This window comes from Streptomyces sp. NBC_00285 (assembly GCF_036174265.1).
GTDB lineage: Bacteria > Actinomycetota > Actinomycetes > Streptomycetales > Streptomycetaceae > Streptomyces.
This window is the reverse complement of the sequence record NZ_CP108055.1, coordinates 3,049,870-3,065,068: the sequence shown is the minus strand read 5'-3', so window position 1 is coordinate 3,065,068 and position 15,199 is coordinate 3,049,870. Positions and strand designations below refer to the sequence as shown.

Annotated in this window: 13 protein-coding genes; 4 read left to right on the top strand and 9 right to left on the bottom strand. The window is 71.6% G+C overall.

Going from position 1 to position 15,199, the window contains the following annotated elements:
• Nucleotides 1-73: 73 nt before the first annotated feature.
• Entirely contained in the window at nt 74-970 is an 897-nt protein-coding gene (locus tag OHT57_RS14130; protein ID WP_328746726.1) for a TIGR01777 family oxidoreductase, read from the bottom strand.
• A 71-nt stretch (nt 971-1,041) separates the two neighbouring features.
• Between OHT57_RS14130 and OHT57_RS14125 the strand changes: the two genes are divergently transcribed.
• Nucleotides 1,042-1,530: a GNAT family N-acetyltransferase gene (locus OHT57_RS14125; RefSeq protein WP_328746725.1), complete on the top strand. Its 489-nt coding sequence runs from the start codon at nt 1,042-1,044 to the stop codon at nt 1,528-1,530.
• A gap of 27 nt (nt 1,531-1,557) precedes the next feature.
• Here the strand turns inward: OHT57_RS14125 and OHT57_RS14120 are convergent, their stop codons facing one another.
• The gene (locus OHT57_RS14120; RefSeq protein ID WP_328746724.1) at nt 1,558-2,742 is read right to left on the bottom strand and encodes a MarP family serine protease; all 1,185 of its coding nucleotides are present in this window, start codon (nt 2,740-2,742) and stop codon (nt 1,558-1,560) included.
• A 333-nt stretch (nt 2,743-3,075) separates the two neighbouring features.
• Between OHT57_RS14120 and OHT57_RS14115 the strand changes: the two genes are divergently transcribed.
• Nucleotides 3,076-3,852 carry a peptidoglycan recognition protein family protein gene (locus OHT57_RS14115; protein WP_328746723.1) on the top strand — a complete coding sequence of 259 codons (777 nt, stop codon included), beginning with the start codon at nt 3,076-3,078 and terminating at the stop codon, nt 3,850-3,852.
• A 58-nt stretch (nt 3,853-3,910) separates the two neighbouring features.
• On the opposite strand, the gene OHT57_RS14110 is transcribed toward OHT57_RS14115, so the two are convergent.
• Nucleotides 3,911-5,038 (bottom strand): lipid II:glycine glycyltransferase FemX, encoded by a 1,128-nt coding sequence (locus OHT57_RS14110; protein ID WP_328746722.1) that lies wholly within the window; start codon nt 5,036-5,038, stop codon nt 3,911-3,913.
• Nucleotides 5,039-5,197: 159 nt separating this feature from the next.
• Here OHT57_RS14110 and OHT57_RS14105 point away from each other — a divergent pair, with 159 nt between their 5' ends.
• The gene (locus tag OHT57_RS14105) at nt 5,198-5,434 is read left to right on the top strand and encodes a hypothetical protein (RefSeq protein ID WP_328746721.1); all 237 of its coding nucleotides are present in this window, start codon (nt 5,198-5,200) and stop codon (nt 5,432-5,434) included.
• Between the two features lie 4 nt (nt 5,435-5,438).
• Here the strand turns inward: OHT57_RS14105 and OHT57_RS14100 are convergent, their stop codons facing one another.
• The 4 genes from OHT57_RS14100 to OHT57_RS14085 form a co-directional block, all read right to left on the bottom strand.
• Complete coding sequence (locus OHT57_RS14100; protein WP_328753193.1) at nt 5,439-5,957, bottom strand: DUF4240 domain-containing protein; 519 nt, start codon at nt 5,955-5,957, stop codon at nt 5,439-5,441.
• Between the two features lie 77 nt (nt 5,958-6,034).
• The gene (locus OHT57_RS14095) at nt 6,035-7,009 is read right to left on the bottom strand and encodes a helix-turn-helix transcriptional regulator (RefSeq protein ID WP_328746720.1); all 975 of its coding nucleotides are present in this window, start codon (nt 7,007-7,009) and stop codon (nt 6,035-6,037) included.
• A 75-nt stretch (nt 7,010-7,084) separates the two neighbouring features.
• Nucleotides 7,085-9,790 (bottom strand): pyruvate dehydrogenase (acetyl-transferring), homodimeric type, encoded by a 2,706-nt coding sequence (gene aceE / locus OHT57_RS14090; protein ID WP_328746719.1) that lies wholly within the window; start codon nt 9,788-9,790, stop codon nt 7,085-7,087.
• 436 nt (nt 9,791-10,226) lie between these two features.
• Nucleotides 10,227-10,850, bottom strand: a complete 624-nt coding sequence (locus tag OHT57_RS14085; RefSeq protein WP_328746718.1) for a GntR family transcriptional regulator — start codon at nt 10,848-10,850, stop codon at nt 10,227-10,229.
• A 214-nt stretch (nt 10,851-11,064) separates the two neighbouring features.
• On the opposite strand from OHT57_RS14085, the gene OHT57_RS14080 reads away from it, so the two are divergent.
• On the top strand, nt 11,065-11,790 hold the full coding sequence (locus OHT57_RS14080) for a hypothetical protein (RefSeq protein ID WP_328746717.1): 726 nt from the start codon (nt 11,065-11,067) through the stop codon (nt 11,788-11,790).
• Nucleotides 11,791-11,849: 59 nt separating this feature from the next.
• Here OHT57_RS14080 and sucB read toward each other — a convergent pair whose 3' ends face one another.
• Both sucB and lpdA read right to left on the bottom strand, forming a co-directional pair.
• On the bottom strand, nt 11,850-13,613 hold the full coding sequence (sucB, locus tag OHT57_RS14075) for a 2-oxoglutarate dehydrogenase, E2 component, dihydrolipoamide succinyltransferase (protein WP_328746715.1): 1,764 nt from the start codon (nt 13,611-13,613) through the stop codon (nt 11,850-11,852).
• Nucleotides 13,614-13,669: 56 nt separating this feature from the next.
• Complete coding sequence (gene lpdA / locus OHT57_RS14070) at nt 13,670-15,058, bottom strand: dihydrolipoyl dehydrogenase (protein WP_328746714.1); 1,389 nt, start codon at nt 15,056-15,058, stop codon at nt 13,670-13,672.
• Between the last annotated feature and the right edge of the window lie 141 nt (nt 15,059-15,199).

Sequence of the window (15,199 nt, the reverse complement as noted above, 5' to 3'; positions counted from 1 at the left end):
ACGACATCTCCAGTGGCCGTCACCGACGCCGTGCGGCGTCCCCCGTGGCCGTCACCGGCCTCGCGCCGTGGACTCAGGCGGCCGCCCGGATCGCCCCGTCGATCTCCGGGAACGCGAACGTGAACCCCGACTCCAGCAGTCGCGTCGGCCGTACCCGTGCGCTGCCCAGCACGTCCCCGGCCATCTCGCCGAGCACGGTCCGCAGCACCGGCGCGGGCACCGCGAAGAGGGTCGGCCGGTGCAGCACACGGCCCATCGCCTCGGTGATCTCGCCGTTCGTGAGGGGTTCGGGAGCGGTGAGGTTGAACGGTCCTGACAGCCCGTCGGTCTCCAGGAGATGGCGGATCGCGGCCACCTCGTCGTGCAGCGCGATGAACGACCAGTACTGGCGTCCGTCGCCCATGCGCCCGCCGAGCCCCGCCTTGAACAGCGGGAACAGCTTGCCCCAGGCTCCGCCCCCGCGGCCCACCACGAGGCCGGTGCGGGTGAACGCGGTCCGTACGCCGGCCTCCTGCGCGGGCGCGGCCGCCGCCTCCCACTCCACGCACAGTTCGGGCAGGAAGCCCTTCCCTGCGGGCGAGTCCTCGTCGACGATCCGGTCGCCGGTCTCGCCGTAGTACCCCATCGCGCTGCCGTTCACGAAGACCCTCGGCGGCTCGTCCAGCGAGGCGACGGCCTTGGCGAGGGCGGTCGTGCCGTTGACCCGGCTGTCGTGGATGCGGGTCTTGTACCCGTCGGTCCAGCGCCGCGAACCGACGCCCGCCCCGGCGAGGTTGACCACGGCGTCGCATCCGGCGAGCCCGGCCGTGTCCACCCGACCGGCCTCGGCGTCCCAGCGGACCTCGTCGTCGCCTCGGGGGTCCCGGCGCACCAGCCGCACCACCTGGTGCCCGTCCGCGGTGAGGGACCGCACCAGAGCCGAGCCGATCAGACCGGACGCCCCGGCCACCGCGATTCTTGAACGTTGCATGACTTCATCCTGCCTGGTGGGTGCATAAAAGCGATGTCTGGTTCTGGTACCCCCGCCGTAGGGTGGCGCTCATGTCCCAGCTGTCCATACGCCTCGCACTGCCCGACGACGACGAAGAACTGGCCCGCCTCGACCACGCCGAATGGTCGACCCTGCACTCGGTCCAGGGCCGGCCCAAATCGCCGAACGGGCCGTTCTTCGACGAACGTCACCTCCCCGACGACTGTATGGTCGCCGAGGCCGACCGCCGCATCCTGGGATACATCCGCCTGGGCCTGCCGACCGGACTCGAGGCCAACGCCCATGTGCGTCAGATCCAGGGCTTCGCCGTCGGTGCGGAGGCCCGCGGCCGTGGCGTCGGCCGGGCCCTGATCCGCGCGATCACCGAGGAGGCCCGCCGCCGCGGCGCCCGACGCCTCACCCTGCGCGTCCTCGGCCACAACGCACCCGCCCGGGGGCTCTACGAGTCCGAGGGCTTCGCGGTCGAGGGAATCCTGCCCGAGGAGTTCCTGCTGGCCGGGGAGTACGTCGACGACGTGCTCATGGGGCGCAGTCTCTGACCCCCGGAAACCCGGGCGAGGACCAGGTCAGGAACTGATCAGGTCGCCCGTGTCGACCGGGGCCGTGGCGTCCGCCGCGCGCTTGGCGTCGACCCCGACCTCGTCGGCCGTCAGGACGTAGCCCGTCTCGTCGTCGGAGGTGGAGCGGGCGAAGACCACGCCGAACACCTTGCCGGACGTGGTCAGCAGTGGGCCGCCGGAGTTGCCGGGGCGGACGGTCGAGCGGATCGAGTAGATCTCCCGGGTGACGAGGGAGTTGTTGTAGATGTTCTGCCCGTTGGCCTTCACCCGGTTGGCCACGGTGGCCGCCTGGAGGTTCAGGTCGCCGTCCTGCGGATAGCCGGCGACCACCGCGGAGTCGCCCCGCGCGGCGCTGTCGTCCCAGCGCAGGACCGGTGCCCGCAGATCCGGGACGTACAGCACGGCCACGTCCTTGTCCGGATCGAAGAAGACCACCCGTGCCTCGTACACCTGCCCGACCCCGCCGATGCGCACGCTCGGCCGGTCGATGCCGGCCACCACGTGGGCGTTGGTCATCACGTGCCGCGGCGCGTACACGAAACCGCTGCCCTCGCGGCCCTGGGTGCCCGAGGAACCCTCGATCTTGACGGTGCTGAGCTTGGCGGCGTTCGTGGCGGCGGCCGTGACGCTGTCGCCGGTCGGCTTGGCGACCTCCGCCGTCGACTCGTTCTCGAACGGGTTGAAGACCTGCGGGAAGCCCGCCTCGGTGAGCGCGGAGGTGGCCCGCGCGAACCAGGACGGAGTGGTGTCCGGCATGGCGTCCTGGACCGTGCCGAGCAGGGCGGAGTCCCGGATGGCGGTGGTCACCAGCGGGGACGAGGACGCGCCCAGGACACTCGCGGCGACCCACGCCACGATCATCACCGACACCGAGTTGGCGACCGCCCCGCCCACCCCGTCGGCCACCCGCAGCGGCCCCCGGTCCAGCTCCCGGCGCAGCCTGAGCGCCAGCCGGCCCGCCAGCTCGTGCCCCACCGCGGCCGGGACCAGCACGGTCAGCACCGCGGTCACCGTCGCCGCCGTGCTCCCCGGCGTCACCAGATCCATGATCCAGGGCAGTACCCACACGCCCACGATCGCACCGCCCACGAATCCGGCGAACGAGACGCAGCCGGCCACCAGGCCGCGCCGGTAGCCGGAGGCCGCATAGGCGGCGATCACCAGCAACAGCAGGATGTCGAGCAGGTCCACGGGGCCGCCTTTCTCTCAGATCCTTTAGTACGCGGGCGAAGGGCTCAGTGATCAGCCACGCGCACGCGTGCCGCCCCGAACCGGCCACGCGCGTGTGCACCTGGGAAAACGTCGCGGGCCGGGACGATGGTTCCACCGGGTGGCACAGCACACATCGCGGACGGAGCGGATCCGGCCGACAGTGGGACCATGCGTGTCCGAAGATCGCGGGGGATGCGAAGGCGCCGGGCGACCCGGATACGCCACGCGGTGCGCCTGCGTCACGTGGCCCGCACACGGCTCACGCGGCGGCGAAGCCCCGCAGCCCGCACCGGGCCCACGATTCTCGCCCGGGTGCCCCGCCCGCTTCTCCTGGTGCTCGCCTGCGTCCCCGGTCTCACCGTCGCCCTCGTCCTGGTGCTGTGCGCGAACGGCGTCGAGCGGGCGGCCGCCGGGCCCGCGAGTACCGTCGCCGGGGCCCGGCACGGGCTCGTCGCGCACACCGCGGCCAGGCCGCACATCGTGCCGAGGTCGGTGTGGGCGAAGGGCGCCGGCGAGGCGAACACCGCCGCCCGCACCCCGCCCGCCCCGCGCTACGACGACAGGGTGCTCGTGGTCTTCGTGCACCACACCGACTCGCCCAACGGCTACGACTGCTCCGACGCGCCCCGCATCATCCGCTACCTCGCCGCCGGCCAGATGGGCGCCCGGGACTGGGACGACATCGGCTACAACTTCCTCGTCGACCGCTGCGGCACCATCTATGAGGGCCGTGCGGGCGGCGTCGACCGTCCCGTCACCGGTGCCCACACCCAGGGCTTCAACCACCGCACGACGGGCATCGCCGCCCTCGGCACCTTCACCGCAGGCGTCCCCGTCCCGCGGGCGATGACCGACGCGATCGCCGCCCTGGCCGCCTGGAAGCTGGGTCTGGCCGGAATCGACCCGCGCGCCACGGTCCGGCTGACCTCCAGCAACAGTCTCAGCCGGTACGCCGCCGGGACGGCCGCCGAACTCCCCGCCCTCGCCGGCCACAACGAGGGCTACATGACGACCTGCCCGGGCGCCGCCCTCAGGGCCCGGCTGCCGGAGATCAGGGAACGGGCGGCCCGGCTGCAGGGCAGGACCTGACACACCGCGCCGCAGCGCGCCCACGACGCCGACCCTGTGCGCCCGTTCAGGCCCCCCGTCACCTGCGCCCGAGATAGACCCGCAGCGCCCGTTGGAGCACCCTGCCCTGGATGCCCACCGGCCGTTCCCACTCCCCGAGGTACTCCACGACCCGGCCGCCCGCCCCCGTCTTGAAGCGGAGCCGGCCCAGCAGACGGTCCCCGGACAGGGAGGGGGTGACGGAACGCAGGTCGTACGTCTCGGCGCCCGCCGCCCGCGCGTCGCACAGCATGCGCCACAACAGCGCGCTGCTGGGCCGCAGTTCCCGCCCCCGGCGGCCGGACGCGGCGTAGGAGTGCCAGACCCGGGAGCCGACGTTGATCATCAGTGCGGCGGACAGCACCTCGCCGTCGTACTCGGCGAGATAGAGCCGCAGCCGGTCGGAGTCCTCGGCGTTCAGCGCCTCCCACATACGCCGGAAGTACTCCGGAGACCGGGCCCGGAAGCCGTCGCGGGCCGCGGTCACGGCGTACAGGCGGTAGAAGTCGGGCAGGTCGGCGGCGGTGCCCCAGGAGACCCGGACGCCCGCCGACTCGGCCGTGCGCAGGGACTGCTCGAAGTGGGGTGCGAGCGCCTCCCGCAACTCGTCCACCGAGCGGCCCGCGAGCGGGATGTGACAGCCGTAGCGCGGCTGGCCGGGACCGAGTCCGCTGTCCTCGTCCTGCGCGCACCGCCGCCAGCCGAGCTGCCGCAGCCGCTCCCCGGTGTCCAGCGCGAAGCCGTCGACACCGGCCGCGGGCAGCTCACGCAGGTGGTGGACGTCGGGGTCGGCGATGCCCGCCGTCACGGTGTCCGCGTCCCAGTGGCGGACGACGACCGGCGGCCCGATCCGGACCGAGAACGCCCCGCGCTTCTCCAGGTGCGCGACCATCGGGTCCAGCAGGCGCTCCGGGCGCGGGCCGTGCCAGTCGATCGCGGGTCCGTCGGGGAGGTAGGCGAGAGAGCGCCGGGTACCGGGCAGCGGCCGGTACAGCACCAGTGCCGCCGCGGCCATCACGTCCCCCTCGAACCAGCCGACGCTCTCCGCCAGCCAGTCGGGCTTCACGTCGGCCCACTCGGGGATCTGGAGATGGCTGGCGTCGGGATGCAGCCGCAGGTGGGCGAGATGGTCCTCGCGCGTGATCTCGCGCACGTACGGGCTGGTCATGGGCGGGGTGCTCCTGTTCGGGGCGGCCAAGGTAAGCCGGGAGTCACGGCGGCGGTCAAGAGCCCGAGGTCTCACAGGTTCCTCGTAGGCGACTCAAGGATCACGCCGAAACTGCCGCCCTATCGTCATGCACACGCACTGACCGGAGGTGGGGAAGAAATGAACAACAGTCACACCGACACCACGGAGAAGACCGGCGGCTGGACCGGGAGCGCCCGCGGACCCTGGGCGGTCGTCTGCGCCGTCGCGGCCGTACTCCTCGGCCCGGCGGCCGTCACCGCGAGCGCCCTCGACCAGGCCAACGCGGCCCCGATGCACCACGCGGTGAGGGCCGACCAGACGCAGGCCTACATCCCGACGGACACGACCCGCCGCCGCGCCACCGCAGGAATGTGAGCGCTCAGGCCCGGAAACGCTCCCACAGTTTCGGACAGCGCTCCGCCAGCACCCGGTCGCTCTCCAGGTCCAGCGGCGTGCCGAGCGGCTCGGCGGCCGCGGGCGGGATACCGAGGTCGGGAGCGACGGTCCCGGTGAGCTGTTCGTAGGCCTCGTCGGCCGCGAAGCCCAGCTCCTCGCCGTCGCCGTCGATCTCCTCGTCGAAGTCCTCCAGGAACCCGGCGAGCGAGTCGGGGTCGTGCACGGCCCCCTCGTACACCTCGCGCCCCTGGCCGATCAGCCAGCAGCGGAAGAAGTCGAAGGCGTCGTCGCTCGCCCCGTCCAGCAGGATCCACGCGGCGGCCCAGAGGTCCCAGGTGTACGCGCGGTTGTAGCGGGCCTCGAAGTGACGGGCGAAGTCGAGGACCATCTCGGGGTCCAGCGCCAGCAACCGGTCCACGAGCAGGTCGGCCTGCTCCTCGGGGTCGCCGTCGGCGGCCTCGCGGGCGCCGTCCACCAGCTCCCAGAACTCCGTCTCGTCCATCACGGGTCCAGCATCGGGCCTGAAGGAGTGGGGCGCACGTGGAGTGCGGCGGATTGTTATGTCCCTAACAGAGTCCTTCACGTCCTGTACAGCCTCGCCAGACGTACGGCGTCCCTCGCGAACCGCGCCCGCAGGCTCTCCGGAGCCAGCACCTCGGCCTCCGGCCCCAGCGAGGCCAGCTGCGCGTGGGCGACCTCCTCGGACTCCACCCGCAGGGTCACCGTCACCCACCCGTCCCCGTCCGGCGCCCGGGCTGACGCCAGCGCCTCCCGGGCGGTGACGGTGTCGACGGCGTACGGCAGGGCGCGCACCCCGCCCGCGGACAGCCGGACGACGACCTCGGCGTGCAGGATCGACCGCGCGAACTGTTCCGCCCGCTCCTCCCAGAACCGGGGCAGATCGAACTCCCCGTCCCGCTCGAACCGCTCCTCGCCCGCCGTCACCGCGGTGAACCGGTCGATCCGGTACACCCGGAAGGAACCGTCCCCGGGGATCCGCGCGCACAGGTACCAGACCCCCGCCTTGAGCACGAGCCCGTACGGCTCCAACTCCCGCTCCACCTCGGCCGCCCGGCTCCGGTAGCGCGCGGTGAACCGCCGGTCGTCCCACACCGCGTCCGCGACGGCGGGCAGCAGCTCGGGGGACTTCGGCTCGGCGAACCAGTTCGGCGCGTCGAGATGGAACCGCTGAGCGGCCGTACGGGAGGCGTCGCTGAGGGAGGGCAGGAGGGCGGCGGACACCTTCAGCCGGGCGGCGGAGGCGGTGTCCTCCAGGCCCATCTCGCGCAGCGCCCCCGGCACACCGGAGAGGAACAGGGCCTCGGCCTCGCCGCGGGCCAGCCCGGTCAGCCGGGTCCGGTACCCGCCGATCAGCCGGTACCCGCCGGTCCGCCCCCGGTCGGCGTACACCGGGACCCCCGCCTCCGACAGCGCCTGCGCGTCCCGGGTCACGGTCCGCTCCGACACCTCCAACTCCCGCGCCAGCTCGCCCGCGGTCATGGAGGACCGCGACTGGAGCAGCAGGACCATCTTGATCAGGCGGGCGGCGCGCATACCTTCATGATGCCGGGACCCACTGACAACGAGGGGGCACGGCAGCCGCCGTACCCCCTCGACGAGCGTCGGCCCCTACAGGCCGTACTTCTCGCGTGCTTCCTTCACCGCGGTCGCCTTGACCTCGCCGCGGCGGGCGAGCTGGGCCAGGGCCGCGACGACGACCGACTCGGCGTCGACGCCGAAGTGGCGGCGGGCGCCCTCGCGGGTGTCGGAGAGGCCGAAGCCGTCCGCGCCCAGGGAGGACCAGTCCTGCTCGACCCACTGCGCGATCTGGTCGGGGACCTGACGCATGTAGTCGGAGACCGCCAGCACCGGGCCCTCGGCGCCGTTCAGCGCCTGCCGGACGTACGGCACCCGCTCCTCGCCGCGCAGCAGGGCCGCGTCCGCCTCCAGGGCGTCCCGGCGCAGCTCCGTCCAGGACGTCGCCGACCAGACGTCGGCCGCGACCCCCCACTCCTCGGCCAGCATCCGCTGGGCCTGAAGGACCCAGTGGATCGCGGTGCCGGAGGCGAGCAGCTGGACGCGCGGGGCGTTGGCCGCGGCCACCTCGACACCCGCCGACTCGGCCGTGTTGAAGCGGTACAGGCCCTTGACGATGCCCTCGTCGACGCCGGAGCCGGACGGCTTCGCCGGCTGCGGGATCGGCTCGTTGTAGACCGTCAGGTAGTAGAAGACGTTCTGGTCCTCGCCCGGGGCCGCCTCGCCGTACATACGGCGCAGTCCGTCCTTGACGATCGTCGCGACCTCGTACGCGAACGCCGGGTCGTACGACAGCGCCGCCGGGTTCGTCGCCGCGATCACCGGCGAGTGGCCGTCCGCGTGCTGCAGGCCCTCGCCCGTCAGCGTCGTACGGCCCGCCGTCGCGCCGACCAGGAAGCCGCGGCCCAGCTGGTCGCCGAGCTGCCACATCTGGTCGGCCGTGCGCTGCCAGCCGAACATCGAGTAGAAGATGTAGAACGGGATCATCGTCTCGCCGTGCGTGGAGTACGCGGTGGACGCGGCGATGAAGTCGGCCATCGAACCGGCCTCGGTGATCCCCTCGTTGAGGATCTGGCCGTTCTTGGCCTCCTTGTAGTACATCAGCTGGTCGCGGTCGACCGGCTCGTACGTCTGGCCCTTGGGGGAGTAGATCCCGAGGGACGGGAACAGCGACTCCATGCCGAAGGTGCGCGCCTCGTCGGGGACGATCGGCACCCAGCGTTTGCCCGTCTCCTTGTCGCGGACCAGGTCCTTGACGAGACGGACGAAGGCCATGGTGGTGGCCACGTTCTGGGTGCCCGAGCCCTTGTCGAAGGACGTGAAGGCCTTCTCCGCCGGCGCGGGCAGCGGGGCGAGCGCGTGCGTACGGCGGGCCGGGGCCGGACCGCCGAGGGCCGCGCGGCGCTCCTGGAGGTAGCGGACCTCGGGGGAGTCGGCGCCCGGGTGGCCGTAGGGCACCACACCGTCGACGAAGTCGCTGTCCTTGATGGGGAGTTCGAGCAGATCGCGCATCGTCTTGAACTCGTCCACCGAGAGCTTCTTCATCTGGTGGTTGGCGTTCTTCGACGCGAAGCCCTCGCCCAGGGTGTGGCCCTTGACCGTCTGGGCCAGGATCACGGTCGGCGCGCCCTTGAACTCGACGGCGGCCTTGTAGGCGGCGTACACCTTGCGCGCCTCGTGGCCACCGCGGGACAGGTGGAAACACTCCAGGATCTTGTCGTCGGACAGCAGCTTCGCCATCTCGGCGAGCGCCGGGTCCTTGCCGAAGAAGTCCTGGCGGATGTAGGCGGCGTCGCGCGTCTGGTACGTCTGCACCTGCGCGTCGGGCACCTCACGCAGCCGCCGTACGAGCGCGCCGGTGGTGTCGAGCGCGAACAGCTCGTCCCACGCACCGCCCCACAGCGACTTGATGACGTTCCAGCCGGCGCCGCGGAACTGGGCCTCCAGCTCCTGCACGATCTTGAAGTTGGCGCGGACCGGGCCGTCGAGGCGCTGCAGGTTGCAGTTGATGACGAAGGTCAGGTTGTCGAGACCCTCGCGGCTCGCGAGTGCGAGGGCGGCCGTCGACTCCGGCTCGTCCATCTCGCCGTCACCGAGGAAGGCCCAGACGTGCGAGTCCGTGACGTCCTTGATGCCGCGGGCCGTCAGGTAGCGGTTGAAACGCGCCTGGTAGATCGCGGAGAGCGGGCCGAGGCCCATCGACACGGTCGGGAACTCCCACAGCCAGGGCAGGCGGCGGGGGTGCGGGTACGACGGGAGGCCGTCGCCGCCCGACTCGCGGCGGAAGTGGTCGAGCTGGTGCTCGTTCAGCCGGCCGTCGAGGAAGGCGCGGGCGTAGATGCCGGGGGAGGCGTGGCCCTGGATGTAGAGCTGGTCGCCGGACCCGTCGGCCTCCTTGCCCTTGAAGAAGTGGTTGAACCCGGTCTCGTAGAGCCAGGCCGCGGAGGCGAAGGTGGCGATGTGGCCGCCGACGCCGTATTTGCTGCCCCGGGTCACCATCGCGGCCGCGTTCCAGCGGTTCCACGCGGTGATACGGGCCTCCATCTCCGGGTCACCGGGCAGGCCCGGCTCGGCGGCGGTGGGGATGGTGTTGACGTAGTCCGTCTCGAGGAGCTTCGGCAGCGCGATGCCGTTGCCCTCCGCCCTCTCCAGCGTGCGGCGCATCAGGTACGCGGCACGGTGCGGGCCGGCCGCCTTGGCGACCGCGTCCAGGGAGGCCTGCCATTCGGCGGTCTCCTCGGGGTCCCGGTCGGGGAGCTGGTCGAGCTCGCTCGGCTGGATGGCGTAGGGGTCGGTCATCACGCCGCCTTCCTCAGTCGAAGGGGGTTCCCTCAAGCAGGCAGGGTTTCGGGGGTGCCCTTTGTCTTTGGCAGGACAGGGCGGCGAGCCTCTGTGAAGGCCCGTCGGCGACTGTAACTCGCTGATCGATGATCGATCAAAGGGTTGAGGGGCAAAACTTCTCGATATCGAGAAAATAGGCACGCGGTGCCTTCGGTGATGGCACCGGGTGACTGCTGTTGTGTGGGGTTTTTGCAGGTCGGGGGCGTTTGAGCGGGGGCGCGCTCGGGTGTTCGGCAACCGTGTGCGGGCGGGTGTGCGGGGTGGCGGTACGACCGCGTCGGCGAGGTGGAGACCGAGGCCGGGGTCGAGGAGGCTCGGTCGGTGTTCGTGTCCCCCGCGAAGGATCAGGGCGGCCGCCGTGAATGCTGCCGGCCAGGGGGCACCGAAGCGGTCGTCACGGCCTCGGCGCGCACCCCAGCACGTGCGCCTTCACGATGTCGGCGATCCGTGGATCCCGCCTGCGGAACGCCGCCACCAGTTCCTCGTGCTCCTCGGCGTACGACTGCTGGACCGTCCCCAGCCAGCGGATCGACAGAGCCGTGAAGACCTCGATGCCCAGGCCCTCCCAGGTGTGCAGCAGCACCGAGTTGCCGGCCGCCCGCACCAGCTCCCGGTGGAAGCCCACCGTGTGCCGCACCTGCCCCGTGCCGTCCGACTCCCGGTCGGCCTCGTACAGCGCGGCGACATGCGGTTCCAGGGCCGAGCAGTCCTCCGCCAGCCGGGCCGCCGCCAGCTCCGCGGCGATCGCCTCCAGACCGGCCCGGACCGGGTAGCTCTCCTCCAGGTCGGCCGCCGTCAGGTTCCGCACCCGTACGCCCTTGTTCGGCGCGGACTCGATCAGCCGCAGCGACTCCAGCTCGCGCAGCGCCTCCCGCACCGGCGTCTGGCTGACCTCCAGCTCGGTCGCGATACGCCGCTCCACGATCCGCTCGCCCGGCTGCCAGCGCCCGCTGACGATCCCCTCCACGATGTGCTCGCGGATCTGTTCGCGCAGCGAGTGGACGACGGGCGCGGTCATGAGAGCTCCTTAAGGGCGTTTGACGCTTAGACAATAAGGCCGAGCACCCGTCCGGGAGGGGCGCACGGGGGCGCTTCCCCGCAGGTGAGACGAGGCTTACACGCTCCCAGTCGCACGGCTTCTGTCAAGTCAGGGAACCTCCCGGGCTCCAGAAGTGTCGCGTTCGGCAGGGGGTTCCCGCGCGGGGCGCCCCTTCGCACCACAGGGGGACGGCATGGACATCGGGGGACGGCGGCACCTGGCCGCGGCGGTCGTGATCGGCGCGATCGTCGCGGTGTCGGGCTGCGCGCAGACAGCCACGCGGGCGACGACGGAGACGGGGCCGAGCGGCACGGGGCCGCGCAGCACAGAAGCGATCACGGGCCTGGCGGGCGCCGCCGGCAGCGGTGCGGGCGGTACCGGCGCCGCCTGTGTCTTCGTCAAGCCTGACGGGGCACAGAAGTTCGGCCACGTCGGCTGGGGCTTCAAGGTCCCGGGCACCGGCCGCTGGGTCTACGGCGCCGTGGAGAACCCCAGCGCAAAGCTCTACACCCCGCCGGGCGACGACATCGGAGCCTGGCACGCGGAGGGTTCGTACGACCGCATGCTCAGCGATATGTCCAGGGACGCCCTCCCCCACGCTCGAACAACCTCGCGCGGGGGGACCCCCATCCCCGGGCGGGCCGAGCACCCCTACAGCCGCTACCGCTGCACCAGCTCCTCGACCCACGACGTGAACAACGCACGGGCCGCGATCCGCACCGTCGAGGCCCGCGGCTTCCTGGTCGGCGTCGACCCGCGAACCGGGGAACTCACCTCGCGGGACTGCCTGGACGCCACGTACGACGTCCTCAAGGCGTACCGCACGAAGCACCTCACCCGCGCGCCCAGGCTGTCCATCCCCAACGTGTGGGTGGAGGAGCTGTGGGGCTGGTCGGACAAGAAGCTGACGCCCCGGTGAGACGACGGTGCCCCCGTCCCGAGAACTCCGGACGGGGGCACCGCGCAGCACCAGGTGGCTTACAGGCCGAGCTCGACCTCGAACTCGCCCGCCTCCAGGATCGCCTTGACCGCGGTCAGGTAACGGGCCGCGTCGGCGCCGTCCACCAGACGGTGGTCGTAGGAGAGGGTCAGGTAGGTCATGTCGCGGATGCCGATGACCGTGCCCTCCTCGGTCTCGATGACCGCCGGACGCTTGACCGTGGCACCGATACCGAGGATCGCGACCTGGCCCGGCGGCACGATGATCGTGTCGAAGAGCGCACCGCGCGAACCGGTGTTGGAGATGGTGAAGGTCGCGCCGGACAGCTCGTCCGGAGTGATCTTGTTCGCCCGGACCTTGCCCGCGAGCTCGGCGGTGGCCTTGGCGATACCGGCGATGTTGAGGTCACCGGCGTGCTTGATGACCGGGGTCATCAGGCCCTTCTCGGAGTCCACCGCGATACCGATGCTCTCGGTGTCGAAGTAGGTGATCGTGCCCTCGTCCACGTTGATCCGGGCGTTGACGGGCGCGTGCGCCTTCAACGCCTGGGCCGCGGCCTTGACGAAGAACGGCATCGGGGAGAGCTTGACGCCCTCACGGGCCGCGAACGAGTCCTTCGCCCGGGCACGCAGCTTCATCAGACGTGTGACGTCGACCTCGACGACCGACGACAGCTGCGCCTGCTCGTGCAGCGCCTTGACCATGTTGTCGCCGATGACCTTGCGGATGCGCGGCATCTTGACGGTCTGGCCACGGAGGGGAGAGGCCTCCAGGCTGGGTGCCTTCTTGGCGGCGGCGGCCGGGGCAGCGACGGCCGGAGCCGGAGCGGCGGCGGCCTTCGCGGCCTCGGCGGCGGCGACGACGTCCTGCTTGCGGATACGGCCACCGACGCCGGTGCCCTTGACGGCGGCCAGGTCGACGCCGTGCTCGGCGGCGAGCTTGCGCACCAGCGGGGTCACGTAGGCGCCGTCGTCACCGGAGGGTGCGGCGGGCGCCGGAGCCGGGGTGACCGGAGCCGGAGCGGCCTGCGCGGGCGCCGGGGCGGCCGGAGCCGGAGCAGCGGCCTGGACCGGAGCCGGAGCCGGGGCGGGCGCCGGAGCCGCGGGGGCGGGTGCGGGTGCCGGAGCGGCGGCAGCCGGGGCCGGGGCGGCGGGTGCCGGAGCAGCGGCCGGAGCCGCACCCGGGGCGCCGATGACGGCGAGCTTCGCGCCGACCTCGGCGGTCTCGTCCTCGCCGACCGTGATCTCCAGCAGCACACCGGAGGTGGGCGCCGGAATCTCGGTGTCCACCTTGTCGGTCGACACCTCCAGCAGCGGCTCGTCGGCCTCGACCGAGTCGCCGACCGACTTCAGCCAGCGGGTGACGGTGCCCTCGGTGACGGACTCGCCCAGGGCGGGCAGGACGACGTCCGTGCCCTCGGCGGAACCGCCGCCGGACGCGGCCTCGGCGGTGGGAGCGGGCGCCGGAGCGGCCTGCTCGGTGGACGGGGCTGCCTGAGCCGGTTCGGGAGCGGGCTCGGCGACCGGCTCGGCCGCCGGGGCCGGGGCAGCGGCGGGAGCGCCGGTGCCGTCGTCGATGACGGCCAGCTCGGCGCCGACCTCGACGGTCTCGTCCTCGGCGACCTTGATGGAGGCCAGGACGCCGGCTACGGGGGAGGGGATCTCGGTGTCGACCTTGTCGGTCGACACCTCGAGCAGCGGCTCGTCGGCCTCTACGCGCTCACCCTCGGCCTTCAGCCAGCGGGTGACAGTGCCCTCGGTGACGCTCTCGCCGAGCGCCGGAAGGGTTACGGAAACCGCCATGGTTTCGGTTGCTCCTTACGAATTGCGGAAGTCTGAGTCGCTTCTCGACCGAGGGATCAGTCGTGCGAGTGGAGGGGCTTGCCCGCGAGGGCCAGGTGGGCCTCGCCGAGCGCCTCACTCTGCGTCGGGTGGGCGTGGATGAGCTGCGCCACCTCGGCGGGCAGCGCCTCCCAGTTGTAGATCAGCTGGGCTTCGCCGACCTGCTCGCCCATGCGGTCGCCGACCATGTGGACGCCGACCACGGCACCGTCCTTGACCTGGACGAGCTTGATCTCGCCCGAGGTGTTCAGGATCTTGCTCTTGCCGTTGCCCGCGAGGTTGTACTTCAGGGTGACGACCTTGTCCGCGCCGTAGATCTCCTTGGCCTTGGCCTCGGTGATGCCCACGGAGGCGACCTCGGGGTGGCAGTAGGTCACCCGCGGGACGCCGTCGTAGTCGATCGGGACGGTCTTCAGACCGGCCAGACGCTCCGCCACCAGGATGCCCTCGGCGAAGCCGACGTGCGCGAGCTGGAGCGTGGGGACCAGGTCGCCGACGGCGGAGATCGTCGGGACGTTGGTGCGCATGTACTCGTCGACCAGGACGTAGCCGCGGTCCGTCGCGACGCCCTGCTCCTCGTAGCCGAGACCGGCGGAGACCGGGCCGCGGCCCACGGCGACCAGCAGGAGCTCGGCCTCGAACTCCTTGCCGTCGGCGAGGGTGACCTTGACGCCGTCGGCGGTGTACTCGGCCTTCGAGAAGAAGGTGCCCAGGTTGAACTTGATGCCGCGCTTGCGGAACGCGCGCTCAAGAAGCTTGGAGGAGTTCTCGTCCTCAAGAGGGGCGAGGTGCTTGAGACCCTCGATGATCGTGATGTCGGTCCCGAAGGACTTCCAGGCGGAGGCGAACTCGACACCGATCACACCGCCGCCGAGGACGATCGCCGACTTCGGCACGCGGTCCAGGACGAGAGCGTGGTCCGAGGAGATGATCCGGTTGCCGTCGATCTCCAGGCCCGGCAGCGACTTCGGCACGGAGCCGGTCGCCAGCAGGACGTGACGGCCCTCGACACGGCGGCCGTTCACGTCGACGGAGGTCGGGGAGGAGAGCCGCCCCTCACCCTCGATGTACGTCACCTTCCGGGAGGCGACGAGTCCCTGGAGGCCCTTGTACAGGCCGGCGATCACGCCGTCCTTGTACTTGTGGACCCCGGCGATGTCGATGCCCTCGAAGGTGGTCTTCACACCGAACTGCTCGCTCTCGCGGGCCTGGTCGGCGATCTCGCCCGCGTGCAGCAGGGCCTTGGTGGGGATGCACCCTCGGTGCAGGCAGGTACCGCCGACCTTGTCCTTCTCGATCAGGGCGACGTCAAGCCCCAGCTGCGCCCCGCGCAGGGCCGCGGCGTAACCGCCACTACCACCGCCGAGGATCACTAGGTCGAAAACGGTGCTGGCGTCGTTCGCCACGTCACGTCCTCCATGCATGTGCGCCGTACGCCGGTCTCCAGTGACCGCGCGGCGGCTGGTGTCCGGCCGCTCTTTCTCGGCCCTGTGGTGGGGGCCCTGTCCTGCCGAGCCCCATCTTCGCACTTGTCGGCCCTGAACGAG

Excerpts from the sequence above, each read along its gene's own strand:
- aceE (WP_328746719.1), bottom strand. The coding sequence starts at position 9,790 with ATGACCGACCCCTACGCCATCCAGCCGAGCGAGCTCGACCAGCTCCCC.
- OHT57_RS14110 (WP_328746722.1), bottom strand. The coding sequence starts at position 5,038 with ATGACCAGCCCGTACGTGCGCGAGATCACGCGCGAGGACCATCTCGCC.
- OHT57_RS14130 (WP_328746726.1), bottom strand. The coding sequence starts at position 970 with ATGCAACGTTCAAGAATCGCGGTGGCCGGGGCGTCCGGTCTGATCGGC.
- OHT57_RS14105 (WP_328746721.1), top strand. The coding sequence starts at position 5,198 with ATGAACAACAGTCACACCGACACCACGGAGAAGACCGGCGGCTGGACC.
- OHT57_RS14095 (WP_328746720.1), bottom strand. The coding sequence starts at position 7,009 with ATGCGCGCCGCCCGCCTGATCAAGATGGTCCTGCTGCTCCAGTCGCGG.
- sucB (WP_328746715.1), bottom strand. The coding sequence starts at position 13,613 with ATGGCGGTTTCCGTAACCCTTCCGGCGCTCGGCGAGAGCGTCACCGAG.
- OHT57_RS14100 (WP_328753193.1), bottom strand. The coding sequence starts at position 5,957 with ATGGACGAGACGGAGTTCTGGGAGCTGGTGGACGGCGCCCGCGAGGCC.
- OHT57_RS14080 (WP_328746717.1), top strand. The coding sequence starts at position 11,065 with ATGGACATCGGGGGACGGCGGCACCTGGCCGCGGCGGTCGTGATCGGC.
- OHT57_RS14085 (WP_328746718.1), bottom strand. The coding sequence starts at position 10,850 with ATGACCGCGCCCGTCGTCCACTCGCTGCGCGAACAGATCCGCGAGCAC.
- OHT57_RS14125 (WP_328746725.1), top strand. The coding sequence starts at position 1,042 with ATGTCCCAGCTGTCCATACGCCTCGCACTGCCCGACGACGACGAAGAA.